The organism is Paenibacillus amylolyticus, assembly GCF_047302515.1.
Lineage (GTDB): Bacteria > Bacillota > Bacilli > Paenibacillales > Paenibacillaceae > Paenibacillus > Paenibacillus amylolyticus_G.
This window is the reverse complement of the sequence record NZ_CP168019.1, coordinates 6,301,072-6,319,753: the sequence shown is the minus strand read 5'-3', so window position 1 is coordinate 6,319,753 and position 18,682 is coordinate 6,301,072. Positions and strand designations below refer to the sequence as shown.

The 18,682-nt window shown below is 51.1% G+C and carries 15 protein-coding genes; 4 read left to right on the top strand and 11 right to left on the bottom strand.

From position 1 onward, the window contains the following. Entirely contained in the window at positions 1-1,542 is a 1,542-nt protein-coding gene (locus ACDJ59_RS27730; RefSeq protein ID WP_413406889.1) for a glycosyltransferase, read from the top strand. After that, positions 1,539-2,210, top strand: a complete 672-nt coding sequence (locus ACDJ59_RS27725) for a class I SAM-dependent methyltransferase (protein ID WP_413406888.1) — start codon at positions 1,539-1,541, stop codon at positions 2,208-2,210. The genes ACDJ59_RS27730 and ACDJ59_RS27725 overlap by 4 nt, the downstream gene beginning before the upstream one ends. A 250-nt stretch (positions 2,211-2,460) precedes the next feature. On the opposite strand, the gene ACDJ59_RS27720 is transcribed toward ACDJ59_RS27725, so the two are convergent. The 5 genes from ACDJ59_RS27720 to ACDJ59_RS27700 form a co-directional block, all read right to left on the bottom strand. After that, positions 2,461-4,509: a glycosyltransferase gene (locus ACDJ59_RS27720; RefSeq protein ID WP_413406887.1), complete on the bottom strand. Its 2,049-nt coding sequence runs from the start codon at positions 4,507-4,509 to the stop codon at positions 2,461-2,463. Between the two features lie 88 nt (positions 4,510-4,597). Then, positions 4,598-6,568, bottom strand: coding sequence for a glycosyltransferase (locus ACDJ59_RS27715; RefSeq protein WP_413406886.1), 1,971 nt, complete (start codon positions 6,566-6,568; stop codon positions 4,598-4,600). Beyond that, positions 6,525-8,807 carry a glycosyltransferase gene (locus ACDJ59_RS27710; protein ID WP_413406885.1) on the bottom strand — a complete coding sequence of 761 codons (2,283 nt, stop codon included), beginning with the start codon at positions 8,805-8,807 and terminating at the stop codon, positions 6,525-6,527. Before ACDJ59_RS27710 ends, ACDJ59_RS27715 begins: the two co-directional genes overlap by 44 nt. Positions 8,808-8,886: 79 nt before the next feature. Then, positions 8,887-10,269 (bottom strand): DUF6385 domain-containing protein, encoded by a 1,383-nt coding sequence (locus ACDJ59_RS27705; RefSeq protein ID WP_413406884.1) that lies wholly within the window; start codon positions 10,267-10,269, stop codon positions 8,887-8,889. Between the two features lie 45 nt (positions 10,270-10,314). After that, the gene (locus ACDJ59_RS27700; RefSeq protein ID WP_413406883.1) at positions 10,315-10,812 is read right to left on the bottom strand and encodes a DUF6385 domain-containing protein; all 498 of its coding nucleotides are present in this window, start codon (positions 10,810-10,812) and stop codon (positions 10,315-10,317) included. Between the two features lie 190 nt (positions 10,813-11,002). On the opposite strand from ACDJ59_RS27700, the gene ACDJ59_RS27695 reads away from it, so the two are divergent. Continuing rightward, complete coding sequence (locus ACDJ59_RS27695) at positions 11,003-11,545, top strand: hypothetical protein (RefSeq protein ID WP_342357549.1); 543 nt, start codon at positions 11,003-11,005, stop codon at positions 11,543-11,545. Positions 11,546-11,578: 33 nt separating this feature from the next. Then, positions 11,579-12,160, top strand: a complete 582-nt coding sequence (locus ACDJ59_RS27690) for a hypothetical protein (protein ID WP_413406882.1) — start codon at positions 11,579-11,581, stop codon at positions 12,158-12,160. 120 nt (positions 12,161-12,280) lie between these two features. Here the strand turns inward: ACDJ59_RS27690 and ACDJ59_RS27685 are convergent, their stop codons facing one another. The 6 genes from ACDJ59_RS27685 to ACDJ59_RS27660 all read right to left on the bottom strand — a co-directional run bounded on the left by ACDJ59_RS27685 (position 12,281) and on the right by ACDJ59_RS27660 (position 18,609). Further along, positions 12,281-13,627 carry an MFS transporter gene (locus ACDJ59_RS27685; protein ID WP_413406881.1) on the bottom strand — a complete coding sequence of 449 codons (1,347 nt, stop codon included), beginning with the start codon at positions 13,625-13,627 and terminating at the stop codon, positions 12,281-12,283. Positions 13,628-13,696: 69 nt separating this feature from the next. Further along, positions 13,697-14,875 carry a winged helix-turn-helix domain-containing protein gene (locus ACDJ59_RS27680; RefSeq protein ID WP_413406880.1) on the bottom strand — a complete coding sequence of 393 codons (1,179 nt, stop codon included), beginning with the start codon at positions 14,873-14,875 and terminating at the stop codon, positions 13,697-13,699. Positions 14,876-15,067: 192 nt separating this feature from the next. After that, entirely contained in the window at positions 15,068-15,862 is a 795-nt protein-coding gene (locus tag ACDJ59_RS27675) for an ABC transporter ATP-binding protein (protein ID WP_036606660.1), read from the bottom strand. Positions 15,863-15,864: 2 nt separating this feature from the next. Next, positions 15,865-16,725, bottom strand: a complete 861-nt coding sequence (locus tag ACDJ59_RS27670; protein ID WP_051154091.1) for an ABC transporter permease — start codon at positions 16,723-16,725, stop codon at positions 15,865-15,867. A gap of 193 nt (positions 16,726-16,918) precedes the next feature. Further along, positions 16,919-17,968: an ABC transporter substrate-binding protein gene (locus ACDJ59_RS27665; RefSeq protein ID WP_413406879.1), complete on the bottom strand. Its 1,050-nt coding sequence runs from the start codon at positions 17,966-17,968 to the stop codon at positions 16,919-16,921. Positions 17,969-18,288: 320 nt separating this feature from the next. Next, positions 18,289-18,609 carry an Rpn family recombination-promoting nuclease/putative transposase gene (locus ACDJ59_RS27660; protein WP_413406878.1) on the bottom strand — a complete coding sequence of 107 codons (321 nt, stop codon included), beginning with the start codon at positions 18,607-18,609 and terminating at the stop codon, positions 18,289-18,291. Between the last annotated feature and the right edge of the window lie 73 nt (positions 18,610-18,682).

The following is an 18,682-nucleotide window of genomic DNA, read 5'->3' as shown; positions in this document are numbered from 1 at the left end:
ATGGGCGTGGTGAGTATTCTGACGCATAGTTTCACCGACGGGTACAACCGGGAATTCGGTCGTGTATTTGGGGGTGGACTGGAACGCTACATTCTGGATCTGTGCAGTGTCATCCGTGGACTCGGGCATATTCCCGAGGTTCATCAGCTCTCTTATTTTGAAGCATTCCAAACTCGGACGGAGCAGATTGACGTATTCGGTTATTCGTACGACATGGATAATGTACCGGAAGCCTTTGATCGGATGGCAGCCGCAGCGCGCGGCCCAGTGATCTATGCCAGCTGTCTGTGGCAACCCATCACCTACAAACCCGGCAGTCTTGGCATCTGTCACGGCATTAACTGGGATCGTCCCGGACTGCCACTGGAGACCAAACAACAAGTCGCGGAACATATTCAACTGGCTCTGGATGGACTCGTGCGCATTGTATCCGTGGATTCTCATTTCCAGACCTTTTGCCGAGCTGCGTGCACCTATACCGATCCAAGACAGGTTGTCCTGATTCCCAATGCAGTGGATACGTCCTATTTCACACCAGCCCCGCCAACGCGGACCTTCGAGCAAGAACAGGAAGACGAATGGCTTGTCGCATGGAAGAATGATCTGGCGAGTCATGAAGAAAATGTTGGTGCAGTTATATCAGGGGTGCAAGCTGTAGAAGGCAAGGATGGAACTAGTGGTGCTGGAGCGAACAGTGGTAAGGCTAACAGAGATGGAGGTGGGGATACAGATAGCGATCAAGAACCAGAGGGGAAAGAAACGGTAGATTTCCATTTACAGTTATCGAAACTGGAAGAAGTCGAGGCAGATGGCGAAACGTATAGGTTTGCTCATAATCACCGGAATTCAACGGATTGGGCTACGGAGATTCTAGTAGAAGCAGATGCTGAGTATCAGGTTAATGGTCCGATTCAGGGACAGGTTGAAAAGAAAACTGTGGATGCCCGTATAACCTCTCCCCGCCCAATTCGCATTATCTATCCACGCCGCATCAGCATGGAACGGGGTATTATTCCAATGATGCTGGCGGCAGATAAACTACTTGGAGCCTTTCCGGATCTGGAGATTGAATTTGCCGGGGAACTGGTCGAAGGCAGCACGGTCGGGAGAGTCTTTCGTTACTGGCATCGTACTCATCCACATGCGGAGCGAATTAACCAGCGCACGTATGATTTCCGGGATATTCGGGAGGCCTACCATCAGGCAGATATCGCTGTGATCCCAACTGTGTTCTCGGAAGGCACCTCCTATGCGTGTCTGGAAGCGATGAGCTGTGGACTTCCGGTAATTGCCTCCAATGTTGGCGGATTGAATGATCTGATTCAGGATGGTTTTAATGGGCTACTGGTACCTCCTGGCGAGCAGGAACTAACCGCCGCACTCGTACGTCTTGTACAGGATCGGGCCGAGCGAGAACGACTGGGAATCTATGCGCGAGAGACTGCACTGTCCTATGATCTGGCCAGGTGGCGGAGCCGGTGGAGCACGGTGTTGGAATCTTTTTTGGCAGAGACAGGATTAAAGGAGGGAATTCGGGGATGATGGATACGCCCAAGGCAACGGAATTCATGGAATCAAGATACATTAGGCAAAGTGACCCTAAAACGGACACATTGGTCTTCCCCCTGCATCCGGCATGGTGGAGCCGTCCCTACGAATATGAATGGGCCCGGCGGTTTGCGCGTCCAGATGATGTCGTCCTTGATGCAGCCTGCGGCATCTCCCATCCGTTCAAATTCTGGCTCGCCGAACACTGCCGCGAGGTTCACGCCTGTGACTGGGATGAACGTATTTTGTCTGAAGAGGCGATCAGGCTGGATATTGTTTCTGATTTTAGCGAGCAAGCCGCTCAGGATCTGCCGGAATCAACTCTCGTCCGATTGCACCGTGCACAGGCTAATCTGGCACAGCTTCCGTACGAGTCGGGTAAGTTTGATCGGGTGTTCTGTATCTCTGTACTTGAGCATCTGGATACAGGCACAATGCTGCGGGCGTTTCGGGAATTCGCCCGGGTACTGAAGCCAAACGGACAGTTGATCGCCACCTTCGATGTACCCGAGATGCGCCCTGATCTGCTGGAGACAATCATGGCTGTCACCGGATTAACCATTGAAGATAAGCTGAATGTGGAGGAGCCGGACGATGCCATCTGGTCTGACATGTATGGCACGCCGATCCGCTGTTTTCGAGCGGTGATATGCAAAGGTTGAGACGAATTGGGTTACGTTGAGTTAAATGCAGAGGGGATTGTTGAGGGCTTAAGGGCTCGACCCATTAGCAACGGAACAATACACGGTTCGGGCAATGCTCCGATTACCGGTAGCTCCGTTGCTTTTGCAATTTCAATTGGATGAGCTATTGCGGGAATATGTGGGGATATACAGGGGTTGAGGACTAGAGACTAGAAATCAGAGATTAGTGATTAGTGATTACAGATTACAGATTACAGATTACAGGAAATTATAGGTGTACCAGTAACATGTTGCACTGGTTGGTGTATTCATCAGCAGAGGCTGCGCCGGGTGCTGTCAGGCGCAGCAGAGTTTGCAGGCCCGGCGGGATTGTCGTCGCCGGGCGACCTGTGGCGGCAGATTGCCGCGCAGTGACTTGGGCCGATTCGGCCCATTCACGCGCCAGGTTCTGCCGCCCGGCGAGCAGCGCGAGCGTGCCCGCGAGGACTGCGTGAGCGGTGCGCTCCGAGGCGGGCACTTCGTCCGCGTGGGGCTGCTGCGCGCCGTCAGGCGTGCCGCATAGCGCCAGCAGCCCTTCGCGGACGCTCGCGGGTGCGCGCAGCAGCCCGCAGCGTGCCGCAGGCGGAAGCGCTGCAAGCAACGCCAGCGCGCCGCTGGGCGGCAGGGCTTGCAGCAGGCGCAGCCATGCGGCCCAGGCGCCTACGCCGGCAAGCGCTTGCGCAGCCGCGAGCACGCCGCCCGGCGCAGGCGCGGCCGGGCCGCTGGGCGTTGCGCCGCGGGGCGGGTTGCCCGCCAGGCCGCTGCTGCACGCCAAGGTGCTGCTGCCTTCCAAGGCCCCGCGCTGCAGCAGCGCCTCGGCGGCGTGGGCCGCGGCGGGCAGCGCTGCCGCATGGCGAGCCGCCGCTCGGGCGTTGCGCCTGCCGGGCTGCTTGTGGCCCAGCGCCCACAGCGCCAGGGCCGCCTCTCGCCCGTGCGGCGCATGCGCCGCCCAGGGCTGCAAAGCCGCCCGAGCCGCGGCGTCCTCGCCCAGCTGGGCCAGCGCAAGCCCGGCGGCCAGCGGCTGTGCCCGCAGCGGGCCAACAAGCGCCGCCGCATGGCGAAGCAGCCAATCCGGCCGATGCGCGGCAAGCGCGGCCGGGATCAACGCTTGCCATGCCGCAGGCGGCAAGCTTACCCGAGCGGTGACGCTGGCGATGGCATGCTGCCGCCCTGTGGCTGCGGCCAGCAACAACAGCCGCTGCCATGCAGGCAAGCTGCCGGGTTGCATGCCCAGCGCCGCCGTGTATGCGGCTTCTGCCTCTGCCCAGCGGCCAGCCCTCTCATGCGCCATGCCTTCCAGCGTCAGGCTGCGATAGGTCCCAGCACCAGAGACTGATGTATACCTGCTGGCTGTAGAAGCAGCTGATTTAGCCTGTTTTAACCAGTTCAAGGCCACATCCTCTCTCCCTTGATCCAGTTCTAGTACAGCACCAAGCTCCAACAAATCCGGGAAATCCTCATACACGGGCGCCCATGCTTCCACCACAGCAAGCGCCCGTTCTGGACTGCCAATCTCTCGCCAGGCGTAAGCCGTTTTCAGCACCAGATCCGAGTGATATCCACACTCCGGCGTAAGCTGTGCCAATAATGGCTGCAACAACCGGAGTGCTTCATCATACTTCGCTTGCTGAAACCATTCTGCCGCCAGAGCATATAACAACTCCGGTTGATCTCCCTCCTGATTCAACGCGAAACGGATCAACTGCATGTTCCGTGCACCTTTATTTTTGGCGGTAATCACCTGCTCCAGATATCCGTAATGAATGACTTCAAGTCCAGAATGAAGCACACCTTGCGGAGCCAGTGCCATGATGGAAGAAGCAATCTCTTCATGAATTCTGCCCTGAAAAGCAATTCGGGGATCATTTCGGAACAAACGACACACCGCATCCGTCACATGCTCTTCACCGGACACACCCAGCAGACTTGTGACCTGTATCCAGTATCCCCACACGTCATCCCTACTTGCCGCTAACAACCGCATGAGTTCTGTCTTCATCTGAGGGGTCTGTACCCATACCTCATCCGCATCAAGCACCAGAATCCACGGTTTCGTAGCAGCGGCCAGCGACAGATTACGGGCTTCACTGAAATCTCCGTTCCATTCCGTACGAATTACAACGGCACCATGGAGACGCGCAATTTCAGTTGTATCGTCTACCGAGCCTGTGTCCACAACGATGATCTCATCCACCACATTCCTGACTGCATTCAAGCACCGCTGGAGTGACCCTGCTTCATCCTTCACGATCATACACAAACTAATCCCTATGCCCATATTCATCACCACCCCTCACCAACGGAGTTCAGCCCCACCCATTAGCCCGCTGAATTAAGTTGAACTCCCGGACCTGCCTGATCCCCTCTCAGCTCTCAAATCCGTCCGCTCCCGGCAACTCCAGCCGAATATGCTGAACGACAGGCCAACAACGGTGCCGCTGTCCATCTGCATGCTGAGCGAACACCTCCAGATGATGATCCGCAGCACTGACCAATCCTTTCACCAGCCAGCTTGTTCCCGTCAGGGTATCCGAAGCCCCAGGGAACGACTCAATGTCACTCACCTTCCCGTTTTCCTTTTTCCCTTCCATCTCTTTCTCCTTCTCTTTCACTCGAACGCTCTCTCCCACCGATAACCCTTCTCCCGCCAATTGCTGTCGACACATCTGAATCAGGCTATGGAGCTCTTTCCATCTCCCTGACTGTACACATCCTTCCATCATCAGTCCAAGAGCCTGCCATCCATCATACTCTGCTCCCGCAACCGTTACGTCCATGCTGGAGTTCATATCCTTCTTCTTTGTCGCTCTCAGACCAACCGTTCTCCCTGTCTGCACAGCAGATTCCTCATTCGTTACTGCACCTAGCTGCGAGCTACGCTTCAACCACAAGGCCAATGGATCATCTCCGTTGACTTCCTTCCCTTCTATCCATTCCAAACGTTCGAGCCATCGAGCAGACGAGATCGCGAGCAGCCCTTTTTTCCGCTGCACAGGTTCCAGTTTCAGACGCGCCTTGTTCCATCTTCCCTGTTGGATTTTGAGCATCGCCTCCGCCACAGATAAACGCTCCCTCATCTCTGCGGAAGGTTGTGAGGATATAACCGATAACAATTGCAAAGCCGCCTCATAACAACGAGATTGCTCCAGAATGCCCAATACTTTGTGTGTAGCCTCTTCCGAACTGAGTGCAAAGCGCTCCCTCACCAGCGCTGGAATCTGATGTTCCTGCCCGGAGACTCGCATAATTCGGAATATCCGATAGAGCGGCGGTAACAGACTCGATTTGGCACGCACCGCTTCCACATAAGCATCTACCGCACCCTCCAGATCTGCCCTTCCTTCCAGCAATCGCCCTAACGTATACCACGTCTGATAGGTGCCGATGCCTTCTTCCGTATGATATATGGGTGGAGGTGGTCCCATGCGAACAGCTTCACGGAGCGAATATTCTGCCCGATCTGCATCACCCAATGCGTCTGCACATACCCCGCGATGGTGCATCAGATCCGTGTACTCTGGAAAGAGTTCAAGCGCAGCATCAATGCGATCTAATGCCTCCTGCCAGCGATTCAGATGCTGGAGACAACGAACTTCATATTTGAACAGCAAATGCGCGTAACTGGTCACCGCAGGATCAATCCCCATCCGAGCCACACCAAACGTCTCCAAGGCCCGCTCCGCTTCCCCCACACGCAGATACTCGACACCCAGATTATAGTGATGGAACGGCTGATCCGGTTCTTCCTCCACTGCCTGTTGCAGCAGGCGAACATTACGGTTCACCTTATCTTTGCGCTCCACAATCGCCGTCTGATACCCATAATGATGGATGACCATGTCCGTCACATGAAAAGCCGCCTCTGAATTCCTACGGCAAATCGCCGCCGCAATCTGCTCATGAATTCGGCCTTCGAACCGATGCTCCAGAGCATTACGGAAGAGACGCAAAACCGGATTCACGGTAACCCCCTGCTGACCCGTACCTGTATAGTTATGAATGTTTAAAAACAATCCGTCACATCCGCTGACCGACGTCCAGCTCCTGATCTGCTCCCGCGCAGCCCTATCGAGCGCCTCGTCCGCATCAAGAAAGAGAATCCAGTCGCCGGAAGCGCGCTCCAGGCCAGCATTCCGTGCTGCGGCAAAATCTTCGCACCACTCAAATCGCACAACCACCGCTCCATATTGCTGCGCAATCTCCGGGCTGCGGTCCGATGAACCGGTGTCCACCACAATAATTTCGTCCACCGCTCCCTGGACACTGGCAAGACAATGAGGAAGCAACTCTTCCTCATCCTTCACGATCATGCATAGGGAAATTCGTTCCGCTCGCAAGCTGATTCCTCCTTTCCTTTGCATGGAAAAGCGTACGCCATGGGATGCCTTCGGCCGTTCGCAGCTTTTGTTCCAGTGCATTATGTTGTGCAGCGAGTACCCCTGAAGACGGAGAACGAACCAATTCCTGCCGAATCGCCTCCATTGCCAATTGCAAGTAACATACAGCGGCTCCAGCTCGGGCCTGCCGCATATCAGGCTCCCGCTCCAGAGCCTGCTCGAACAGAGACAATGCCTGATCATGGTAACCTTTGGCAACCAATGTTTCGCCCAGCCAGAATAACCCTTCAGCATCCAGCTCACTCTCGGTCATGCACTGAATCAGGATGTTCGCGGCTACCATGGTATACCCGTGACGATACAGCAGACTTGCAAACTCCCGTCGTAAAGTTACAGCCGTTCCCCAATGGTCACACATCATTATTGCCCGCAGCTCATGCAGTTGCTCAGCAAGTGTTAGCTGTCCTGTCTTTACGGCTTGCTGCACAACCTTCTCTGCTACCATTTCTGCCTGCGGACCCCATTGCATAAGCTTTTGTTCTTGTGAAGCAGGTTTCATGCTTAGCGGCTCTTTGGTTAACTGATTCAGCAGTCGATCCATGACCTTCCAAACGTTCTTTTCTTGTGGAAGCGTAGTTTCCAGGAACGCCTCGGATAATCGTAATCCGTTGGTCCAACAAGCCAGTGCCCAATCCATTCTGTGCTCAGCCAGCAGATTGACTTCATTTACACACCCTGCACTCCAGTGTTCTTCTGCCAGTTGCAGCGCTTCGGAAACCCTATTCGCACACAACATCCAATGTATTCGATCCGCTACATGGATACGAGCAATAAACGCATCTGTATTCAGCATTTTCAATGCCTGTTCATATGCTCCACAGCCTGTTAGAACATAAATCACCTTCACCAGATGATCCTCATATGTCACAGCATATGAATGGGGAATTTCACCACAAATCGAATCATTGTGACCCAACTTTTCGATCCCTCTACATCTGGAAAGTAATGTTTCTGCTATGTTCTCATCCGTTTCTCCCGATTGTTGCAGCACGTCTGCCAACCCGGCCCATGCCGGAGCATATGTGAACATGCTGTCCAGTGCAAGCCCGTACAGATGTGCAGACTCTTTAAAGAATCCCCGTTTCTGTGCAAGTCTTGCCATGGCGGTATAGGCTCTGTAACTGTTAGAACCCGCTTCCGTTACATATGACGCGTCTAACGTGCTACCGCCATCACTGTGTCCAACACGGTCCATTCCCTCCCGGCAGTCCGTTGCTCGGGCATACGATTGATATGCACGCTCCTCCAAACCTTTCAGCTCCAACGTCTCCCCATACAACAGGTGCAGATCAGCGTAAGATGGATAACGCTGTCTTTCCACAGCCAGAATTGCATGCGCCTCGTCGTAATGTTCCGATCCCACAAGGGTCTTTGCATAATCTCTAACCAGTGTAGGTCGATATGGTGCGAGCAACTCTGTCAGGCGCAATGATTCACTGAACGCTTCAATTGCCTGTTCGACCTGACCAAGCTGGCAATACGTTACTCCCAGATTGTACAGGTGAAAAGGCTGTGCAGGCTCATCTGCGAGTTCCCGCTCAATCAGTTTCAAATTACGTCTTGGCTTATGCTCTTGCGCAATCGTTGAAGCCAGATATCCATCATGAATCAGACATAATGGAGCAAGCAGTTCAGTCTCGATCAATTGGCTTTGTTCATCTGTATAGGTCTCGCTCTTATTCATATCACCGGCCTCTTCCTGGGCAAGCTCGCTTGGGCCACTACGAACCAATTGCTCATGAATACGCCCCTTGTATCGATATCCCTGATGAGCACGGAATAATCTCACTGGCTGAGAGATAACGTTCTCTTCTATCCCTTCACCATATCGATTCTCTATGATAATACGTAATCTCGAAATGCTTTTATGGACTTTAGGTAAATAATTCAGCAGTTCTTCCAATCCCTGCATAACGTACTCATCGGCATCCAAACACAGGACCCATTCCGTGCTCGCCAGAGGCAGGCTGATATTTCGTGCATGGGCAAAGTCATCTTCCCAACAGGCGTGCAACACCGTTGCTCCATACGTTCTGGCGATCTCGGGTGTACGGTCAGATGAGCCAGTATCGGTGATAAAACATTCCGTGCTGATATGCTTCAAGCTGTCGAGACAGCGGGGCAGGTGATGTTCTTCATTTTGCACAATCATATGAATTCCAAGTAAACGGTTCTGCAAACATAACCACCTCCAATACAAAAAAAGTACATGCAGTCCACCAAAGGAACTCCATGTACCTATATGACAAATGAATGGGTTATGTGCCTTGTCCATTGAAGAACACATCAATCGTACTTGGTGCACCAACTAGGCTGGAGCGGTAGGATAGACGTGTATATTTGAGAAAACGTTGCGGAACCAATACATCGACTGACCCGGACAAAATGCCCGTTACCGTCGTTACATCTGTGTACCAGTTCGTTCCGTTGGCGCTGATCTCAACAAGAGCATCTACCCGATTTACACCCGGCCCCCGGTTATATACAAAGAAAGAATACGTGCCAAATACACTGGTCGTAACCGCTGGGAGCGCTGTGAAGGTGTTTGCGGTCGGGGTGCTTATGAGTTGGGACTCCTGGAAACTCTTCTGTGAAATCGACGTCACACTGCTAAGTGTTCCCGCGGTAATTGTAGCACCTAGCACGCTGGTGATTGTACCATTTAGCAGGTTTGTCAACGTCCCCGCAGTTACCGTTGCGCCAAGTACGCTTGTAATGGTTCCGTTCAATAAGTTTGTCAGTGTTCCTGCGGTAATCGTTGCTCCCAATACACTTGTGATCGTACCATTCAGTAAGTTCGTCAACGTACCCGCTGTTACCGTTGCACCGAGTACACTGGTAATGGTTCCGTTCAACAGGTTCGTCAGTGTTCCTGCGGTGATGGTGGCTCCAAGTACACTGGTGATCGTACCTGCGGTAATCGTTGCTCCGAGTATACCTGTGATGGTACCCGCTGTGATGGTCGCTCCAAGGACGCTGGTGATGGTTCCGGCTGTAATCGTTGCTCCCAATACACTGGTGATCGTACCATTCAGCAAGTTCGTCAGCGTTCCTGCTGTCACCGTGGCTCCGAGCACACTGGTAATCGTTCCGGCTGTGATCGTCGCTCCAAGTACACTTGTAATCGTACCATTCAGCAAGTTGGTCAGCGTTCCCGCCGTTACCGTAGCTCCGAGCACACTGGTAATCGTTCCGGCTGTGATCGTCGCCCCAAGTACACTTGTGATGGTACCATTCAGCAAGTTCGTGAGTGTTCCTGCTGTTACCGTTGCCCCGAGTACACTTGTAATCGTTCCGGCCGTGATCGTCGCTCCTAATACACTTGTGATCGTACCATTCAGCAAGTTCGTCAACGTACCTGCGGTCACTGTGGCTCCAAGCACACTGTTGATCGTACCTGCCGTGATGGTCGCTCCAAGTACACTTGTGATCGTTCCGTTTAGAATGTTCGTAATGGTTCCGGCATTAATCGTAACGGTAGTCAAACCGGAGATGTTACTGATGGTTCCGTCCAAAATGATGCCAACCACGTTCCCGCTCGTATCGGTTCTGACGGGCTGGGCTGTGCCTGTACTATCTTGGCCGAAGATCAACGTCCTCAGATTATCCGGATTCGTATTAAACGTTGTAAAGTTAGGCATGTGTCTCGTCCTCCTCCCTGGTCAAATCTGTGTGATCATACTCCCTTACGGCATACGCTGTGCCTGAAAGTAAACATCGAGCCGGGTCGGTTGATCCGGTTCAACGGATCGAATTGCAAGCCGGGTATAATGCAAAAACCGCAATGGTACCAGCGCTTTGGTCTGGCCTCCCGCGACCACCTCCTGGCTGTCCACAGCATAGTCTACGGCATTGGGGCTGATCTGGATCTGTACAAGAGCCGGATGTTTGCCCCGATTCACAACGCCATAGGTATACATGCTGAGTGATGAGGTGTCTTGTGCCGGGAGTGAGTGTATGCTGCTACTGGTCTCGGCTCCGACATACGTATGCTCTGTAAAACAATGAATAGCACCAGGGAGTTTCGTACGTGAGGAAGCACCCTGCTTGAACCGGGGACGAGTGATCCGGGAACAAGGGGGTTTCAGCAATTTAGCGCGGCAGGAATGACGGGAGCGACGACGGCTATCATATTTAGTTGGTTGCTTCGTTCTCTTCTTGCTTCGCTTTGCTGTTCGACTCATCTCGATTTCCCCTTAAAAAATGTGCTTACGCATCGTATGCCCGGATTCGAAATACGGGCACGGCATCTGCCGTTATTTCCAGATATACGGCTCAGTCCCCAATCCATTTTTCTTCTTTTCACATACACTGCAAGTACAATGACATGCGGATCTAACGGAGTTGTGCATAAGTTAATCTGGTCTATGGGAGGTGGATGAGATCACCAACTACAATATATTCAACCAATCGAATGGTCCTCTGTTTACTCAACTGACCAATACCTTCTCTGCACCTGGAATTGAAGCGTCACCAGACAGTGGTGCAGCTGCTGCAGGCAGTTTTTTTGCCTTAACGACCAACAATACCGCAATTCCTGCCAGCCAAAACCTTCTTCTACAGATCCTGAATGGAGCCGGTAGTGGCAGAACATTACGCATATCCAGCCTCACGGGAGGCACAACAGCAGCAGCCACACTTGTTATCTATTCGGGAGGAACGGTGACTGCCGGGAGCACACCTGTGCCCGTCAATACGCTACTTGGAAACACCAACGCCAGTGTAGTCACAACGAGGCAAAACACCGGTACTCTTGGGGGAACCTTCACGAGCATCGCAAGTATTCCGCTTACCGCAGGTATGTATTCACTGGATTTGAACGGATCGATTATTGTTCCACCGGGACAAACTTTATCCATTAGTGTAGGCACAGGGAGTCAGACGGGAGCCATTAACCTGTTCTGGTGGGAATTCTGAGTTGGATCATAGTAGAAGAAGGTGGTGTATACAGTGCCAAACAATAATGTATTCAACCCGTTAAGCCAGCCCGTCTATACGTCAAATACCAACACATATACCTCTCCCGGCATTGTTGCACCTCCAGAGAATAATGCTGGCAGTACGGGCAATCTGTACAACGCAGGTTCCACCAACTCCACCACACTGGGATTGCTGGGAGGAACGGTTATCGCCACCGTACAATTGGCCAATCCCGCAGGGAGCGGGAAAACCCTGTACGTATCGCGGCTCTCTGGTGGAATTACGGTCTCACTCAATCTGTTATCTTCCTTCAGCGGTTCCATGAGTCTGACCGCGAATGGAACGCTAAGCTCTCCCAGCACACTAACATCGGTGAACAGCAATCTTTCCAGCAGCAATACCAGCGTAGCCATCGTACGATTCTCTGCTGCTGCGCCTTCAGGAGCGACCCCATTGATGGCTATGCCCCTTCAAGCAGGGCCGTTTCTGTCCAATGAATTTGGCCGTTACGTGGTTCCTCCGGGTCAAGCGATTAACCTCTCTGTCAGCGGATCACTTTCGGTTGGTGGGCTGATGGCCTCCACTGCTTATTTTGCTTGGTGGGAAGTGTGATTCGTTCAAACATGCATAACAATGCAATGTGCAAACAGCCGCCTTCGGATGAATACTGAAAGCGGCTGTTCGTTTTATTGTAGATGTAATGATGATTAAAATATTGTCCGGTCAAAACAATCAGGCCGATTCCTGCGGAATGTTCTCTTTGGCTTCCGTTATGAGAGGCTGTTTCCTCTCCCATAAGATACGTTGTAGCAGTATGCCGGCAAGACCAATTACCAGCGTAGCGAGACCGATATATTGAAAGGTAGGGCTCGGCCCCGCAACTCGAATGAGCGCTCCACCTGCAAGTGGAGCTACAACCAGTACAACACTGGATAGTGAATTTTGAATGCCAAAGACGCGCCCTACATAGGCAGGAGGGGTTTCCTTTTGTAACAAATAATTCAGTGTTACCATAAAGAGTCCATTGCCCAGCCCGATACAGAGGCCCCAGATAATGACCCAAATTTCAGGTGTTTGTGGGCCGATCCACCCCAGCGCAGCGATTCCGGCACCCACGAACAGATATCCTCCACCCAGTCCCCACCCATACCCAATTCTCGGCAAGCGATTTAACAACAAAATGGTGACGACTGCCCCGGCTCCTGCCGACGATCCCAACCAGCCGAGTAGTGATTCATTACCTGGCTTGATCTCCCGAAACAGGGTCGTAAACTGATAATCAATCATGAGAATGGCCATGAGTCCAAAACAGCCGAACAGAATCGTACTCAGCACGGTGCGACTGCTCTTTATAAAACGCCAGCCTTGCTTCCACTGGGAGAACAAAGACTCCGATCCATCCTGTTCACTAGCAGCACTTCCGTCTGATTCAACGGACTCCGACTTCTCCACCAAATGCCGCAAGGGCCATAATACCGCACCTGACAACAGGCGGGTACAGGCATTAATGACAATACAGATTTGTGGTGAAAAGAAGGCCAAAATGACTGCACCCAGAAGTGGTCCCGCCACTTTCGAACACTGGCTCACAAAACCGTTTAGGGACGATGCCTGAAACAGATGCTCCTCTGCCACCACCTGGCGGGTTAACGCCTGCTGAGCTGGAACGTGAAAAACTCCCATCATGGCCCGCAGGGCAAGCAGTGGAAGCAACCATATCGGGCTTGGTGCGAATAAAATAGCAACGGTTAATCCCACGGTGATTACATCACACAGGATCATGATCTTTACTTTGTGCAGTCGATCAGCCAGGGCACCTGCAAAGGAGCCCAGCAGTATGCCTGGGACGGCCATACATACAGGAATAAGTGCAATGATCAGTGGATCAGCACCCCAGCGGTAGGCCACCATCACCTGGATGGCAAGTGCATCGAACCAATCTCCAAACGTAGCCAGCGAGTATGCGATAAACATGCGGACAAACCGGAGGTTGGTCAATAAGCTTTTGGAAGATTCCGCAGATGAGGCGGGTGATTCGGTGGATTCATTGGATGTGGGTTCATTTGAAATGACGGTCATACATGTACTTCCTCCCTTGATTACAGCCGCTTGTGGCCTGTATGTTCCTTGGCTGTAATCATAAAGGAGTTATATCAGAGGAAGATCAGAGGATGGGGAGGTAGGAGATAAAAAGTTACGTATTTCATCTACAATTTGTTGTCCATATGCGGGTACACCGTAACTTTTGCCGATCTCTACATACACTTGACGATACTTACTGCGAATTCTACCTTCGATTCGATGATGACCCAGGAATAGGAGAATCTGATATGCAGCATTCAGATATAACGGTGCGTTCAGCGACATTTTCAATACATCCAGACCGTCATCCATTCTTAACTCTGCCTCACGAATCCGTCCCTGCCGAAGTAACCATAATCCTTCCATCACCTGAAAACGTCCAATCTCCCGCAGATACGGGGCATCCTTCAATCCTGACCGCAGAACTGCCATCTGGGCCTCAACAGCTTCACCGCTACCACCCCACAGTTCCACATACAACGCTGCAAGTGCTACAGGCAGTCTGAAATTCTTGAGCTCATCTGTATCTATTACACGATATGTTTCTTCCAGCTGCTCTTTCGCCCGTTGATATTGGCCCACCTCTACATAGACTTCAACGATGTTCAGAATGCGGAGTTCGCGAAGCTGATCGGCAGACAATGCAGCTGAATTCAAAGCTTTCTCATACAGCTGTATACTATCCGCTGGCTCGATCAGGGGGTGCACGAAAATCAGTAGCCAGTATAGACGCTCCTCAAAGGGAATTTCCTTTGTTGTAATCAGCCATTCCAGATCTCCCTGTATAAAACGGATATACAACTGATAATACGGGACAATCTGAATACCGAGTGTTTCCTGCTGTTGGACTAAGGTCTGTATGGCGTTTCCCTGCCCAAACAAGTGATATTTACGAAGTAATCCGTGAATGGCTTCCTGCATTTCTGGGTCTTGAGTAGATGGACTCGCGGGTAGAGCGGACTTGTTCTCATGCACAGCAAGTCGATATCCGTAGCCCCGTACTGTATCCAGACGGATCTCATCCCAGCGTTTCAATTTCTTGCGCAGGCGATAGATATGATCGTCCACAGTGCGTTCAACCGGATATTCCAAAGGCCATACCCGGTCCAACAGTTGGCTGCGGGTGAAGGCTTTTTCCTTGTTTTCATACAGGAAATGCAGCAGTGCAAATTCCTTGGCGAGTAGACGAATGGATTCCGTTCGCCGTGTTACCGTATATGTCCCTTCATCCAATTGCAAAGACATGCCTGGTTCCTCCTACTATGTATAATTCGCTGATCCGAAATCGTATAGATTCATTCCATTTTTTCAACGTGTTCAACATACCATAAAAACCCTTTGCGAGAACGCAAAAGGTTTTTATCGTCTATCTTATAGATGGCTTAGATTGTGGGTTACGGTACGTATATCTGTTCTTCCAACAAGTGTTCCCTTGTCTTAACCCAGCACGACACGATCATCTGCCATTTTTTTGCCGCTAATCCGTTCGAATTCACCAAGCAACTCAGGGACAGTCAACGTACGCTTGCGCTCTTCGCTGACATCCAGAATAATTCGGCCTTTGTCCATCATGATCAGACGGTTACCCAGACGAATGGCCTGCTCCATATTGTGCGTCACCATCAATGTAGTCAGTCTCATCTCACGCACAAGTGTCTCCGTTAGTTCCGTGATCAGTTCGGCACGTGATGGGTCAAGGGCTGCCGTATGCTCATCCAATAGCAAAATTTGCGGCTGGGTAAACGTAGCCATTAACAGGCTAAGTGCCTGGCGCTCCCCGCCAGACAAGAGACCCACTTTTGCATTCGGCCGCTTTTCCAGTCCAATTCCCAGCTTCTCCAGTTGCGTGTTAAAAATCTCCCGTCTGGCACGGGTAACTCCGAAGCCCAGTCCGCGTCCTTTACCACGTTTGTATGCCATCGCCATGTTTTCTTCAATGGACATATGTGGTGCTGTTCCTGCCATCGGGTCCTGAAATACCCGGCCAATCCAGCTGCTACGTTTATGCTCCGGCAGGTTTTTAATGGAGCGGTCATTGATCAGCACATCACCCATGTCCGGCTTCATCACACCCGAAATGATGTTCATCAGCGTGGATTTACCCGCTCCGTTACTGCCAATCACCGTCACAAAGTCTCCCGGATTCATTGTCAGATTCACACCGACCAGCGCGGTCTTCTCATCCGTTGTACCTGGGTTGAACAGCTTGGTTACTTGCGTAATCTCCAGCATGATCACATACCTCCCTTCGCCTGATGACCCCCGGATCGCATCAACTCTTCCGTTCGTTTGCGAGCCAGACTTCGCTGCTTCATGGAGCGCTGCATCGTTGGGAATACAAGAGCAATAATGACGATCACCGCGGTGATCAACTTCAGATCAGATGTATCAAACCATTCCACTTGAAGGGCAAGCGCGACCACAATCCGGTAAATGATTGAACCAACGATCGCTGCAAGTGTAGCCCAGAATACCGTTCTTGCTCCAAGAATGGCCTCACCGATAATGACGGAAGCCAGTCCAATAACGATCATACCGATGCCCATCGTGATGTCTGCAAAACCTGATTGCTGTGCAATGAATGCACCAGACAGGGCAACCAATCCATTGGATAAGCTGACACCTACAATGGTAGTCACATCCGTATTTGCACCAAAGCTGCGAATCATGCGTTTGTTATCACCTGTCGCGCGGAGTGCCAGTCCAACATCTGTTTTCATGAACAGATCGAGCATGATTTTAAACACCAGCACCACGATGATAATTAACACCATGACATGCTCACCTGAGAATGGATTATCCATACCCATAATGGATTTATTCGGTGCGCCAAGAATACGCATATTAATGGAGTAGAGCGCGATCATCATCAAAATCCCGGATAATAATCCGTTGATTTTGCCTTTGGTATGAAGCAGACCTGTACAAGCCCCAGCCACCATGCCGCCAGCCATTGCCGCCAAACAGGCGAGCCAAGGAGAGAAGTCATTGGAGATCATAACCGCCGCGATTGCGCCTCCTGTTGTAAAACTTCCGTCTACGGTAAGGTCAGGAAAATCGAGTATGCGGAACGTAATATATACACCAAGTGCCATCAGTGCATATAAAAGCCCCAGCTCGATCGCCCCTTCAATTGAATTCCAGCTTATACTCACACTACTTCCTCCCTGTCTATCGAAAAGAATGAGGCGAACCCGTTGCACGTCCGCCTCGCATCCATACTGCCGGATTACACTCCGGTCAGATTATTGAATCAATCTCATAACTCATTAAATTTATGAATTGATTCTATTGAATAATGTTGTTTTCCTGGTCTTTTACTTCCGCTTTCATCTCATCCGTAACCGTGATACCTTGGGCTTCAGCCGCTTTCAGGTTCAGGATCAGATCCAGTTTGTCCGGAACGGTGACTTTCATATCACCCGGTTTCGTACCATTTTTCAGAATGTCCGCAGCCATCTCACCCACCTGATATCCATGGTCATAATATTTGAAGCCAACGGTTGCGAAAGCTCCTTTTTCAACGGTATCCCGATCACTGGAGAAGAACGGAATTTTATTACTGTTGGCCGTTTGGATGATCGTATCAACCGCACTCACGACAGAGTTATCAAGCGTGATGTAGAAGGCATCTACTTTTCCAACCAGAGAATCCGTTGCCTGTTTTACTTCAGATGTATTCGTAACTGGTGCTTTCACCAGCTTGATATTATGTGTTGCCAGCGCCTTTTCAGCGTTATCTGCCATAACCACCGCATTTGGTTCACCTTCGTTAATGACCAAGCCTACCGTTTTCACATCCGGCAGATTTTTAGCGATAAAGTCAGCCAATTGTACGATAGCCTCCGGATTCGTGTCGGATGCACCTGTAACATTGCCGCTCGGCTTATCCATATCGGTCACCAGTTTGGCACCCAGTGGGTCTGTCACTGCTGCGAACAACAATGGCTTGTCCTTCACTTGTTGAGCCAGAGCCAGCGCAGATGGTGTTGCAATTCCGAGTACAAGATCATTTTTGGAATCACCCGAGATTTTCTGTGCAATGGACAAGTTGTTCGTCGAATCACCTTGCGCATTATTGTAATCGATTTTGAGGTTCTTGTTCTCTTCAATGCCTGCTTCCTTCAGGGCTGCGATGAATCCTTCACGTGTAGCATCCAGAGATGGATGTTCAACAATCTGCGAGATGGCAATCTGATATGATTTTTCCTCGCTGCCTCCACCTGTTGTAGTCCCTGATCCTTCGGATTCCGAGCCTGTACCGCTGTTATTTCCGCAACCTGCTGCAACGATCATTGAAGCAACCATCATCAGTGACATCCAAAATTTCTTTTTCATGTGTGAGAACCCCTCTCCATCTTATAAAATGTAGTTACCCTTATCGAGATTCCATTGACACGATAGGGCGGGACAAAACGAACGCTTCAACGCATTGTTGCTTTGATCGACAAAAGCAGACAAATATAGACTTTTCTCATGCGACTGAAGTCATGACCCGTGTTGGTGTTTTATTGTTCCCCTAATATTAAGGGGCGTCCCGATATCCGTCAATGGTTGAACCGCTTCCAATTTACTTTCATCGTATGGTTGTGATAGAAAACATTACATAACAAAAAAAAGCAACCCGCAAGTTTTGCGAGTTGCCTAGTATATATAGCTTATTTTTCTTGCTGGATTGCTTTCACTTCAGCAGAGGTTAGTCCCGTCGCTTTGACAATGGTCTCTTGATCAAGACCTAAATTGAGCATATTCATTGCGATTTTCCGCTTACTCTCAGCTTCACCTTCTTCGATTCCTTTTTGAATTCCTTCCTCCATGCCTTTCTTGAGACCCTCTTCTCGTGCGCCTTCCATCATGGATACTTGATCCCGTAAAAACTTTTGACGTGCTTCATATTGTTGGCGGAACTCTTCATCCTCGCTCAGTTCCTTCAATAGATTCATGGCCTTTTTCAAAGCCGGTTCGGGTTCGTGCATCATTAACGCCTCCCATCTAATATTGAGTTATGTATAAAACATCTGGATGTTATTTCAAATTATATCACGCATCTCA

Coding starts and splice junctions, on each gene's coding strand:
- ACDJ59_RS27730 (WP_413406889.1), top strand. CDS start 1: ATGGGCGTGGTGAGTATTCTGACGCATAGTTTCACCGACGGGTACAAC.
- ACDJ59_RS27725 (WP_413406888.1), top strand. CDS start 1,539: ATGATGGATACGCCCAAGGCAACGGAATTCATGGAATCAAGATACATT.
- ACDJ59_RS27720 (WP_413406887.1), bottom strand. CDS start 4,509: ATGGGCATAGGGATTAGTTTGTGTATGATCGTGAAGGATGAAGCAGGG.
- ACDJ59_RS27705 (WP_413406884.1), bottom strand. CDS start 10,269: ATGCCTAACTTTACAACGTTTAATACGAATCCGGATAATCTGAGGACG.
- ACDJ59_RS27700 (WP_413406883.1), bottom strand. CDS start 10,812: ATGAGTCGAACAGCAAAGCGAAGCAAGAAGAGAACGAAGCAACCAACT.
- ACDJ59_RS27685 (WP_413406881.1), bottom strand. CDS start 13,627: ATGACCGTCATTTCAAATGAACCCACATCCAATGAATCCACCGAATCA.
- ACDJ59_RS27680 (WP_413406880.1), bottom strand. CDS start 14,875: ATGTCTTTGCAATTGGATGAAGGGACATATACGGTAACACGGCGAACG.
- ACDJ59_RS27675 (WP_036606660.1), bottom strand. CDS start 15,862: ATGCTGGAGATTACGCAAGTAACCAAGCTGTTCAACCCAGGTACAACG.
- ACDJ59_RS27670 (WP_051154091.1), bottom strand. CDS start 16,725: ATGGCACTTGGTGTATATATTACGTTCCGCATACTCGATTTTCCTGAC.
- ACDJ59_RS27665 (WP_413406879.1), bottom strand. CDS start 17,968: ATGAAAAAGAAATTTTGGATGTCACTGATGATGGTTGCTTCAATGATC.
- ACDJ59_RS27660 (WP_413406878.1), bottom strand. CDS start 18,609: ATGATGCACGAACCCGAACCGGCTTTGAAAAAGGCCATGAATCTATTG.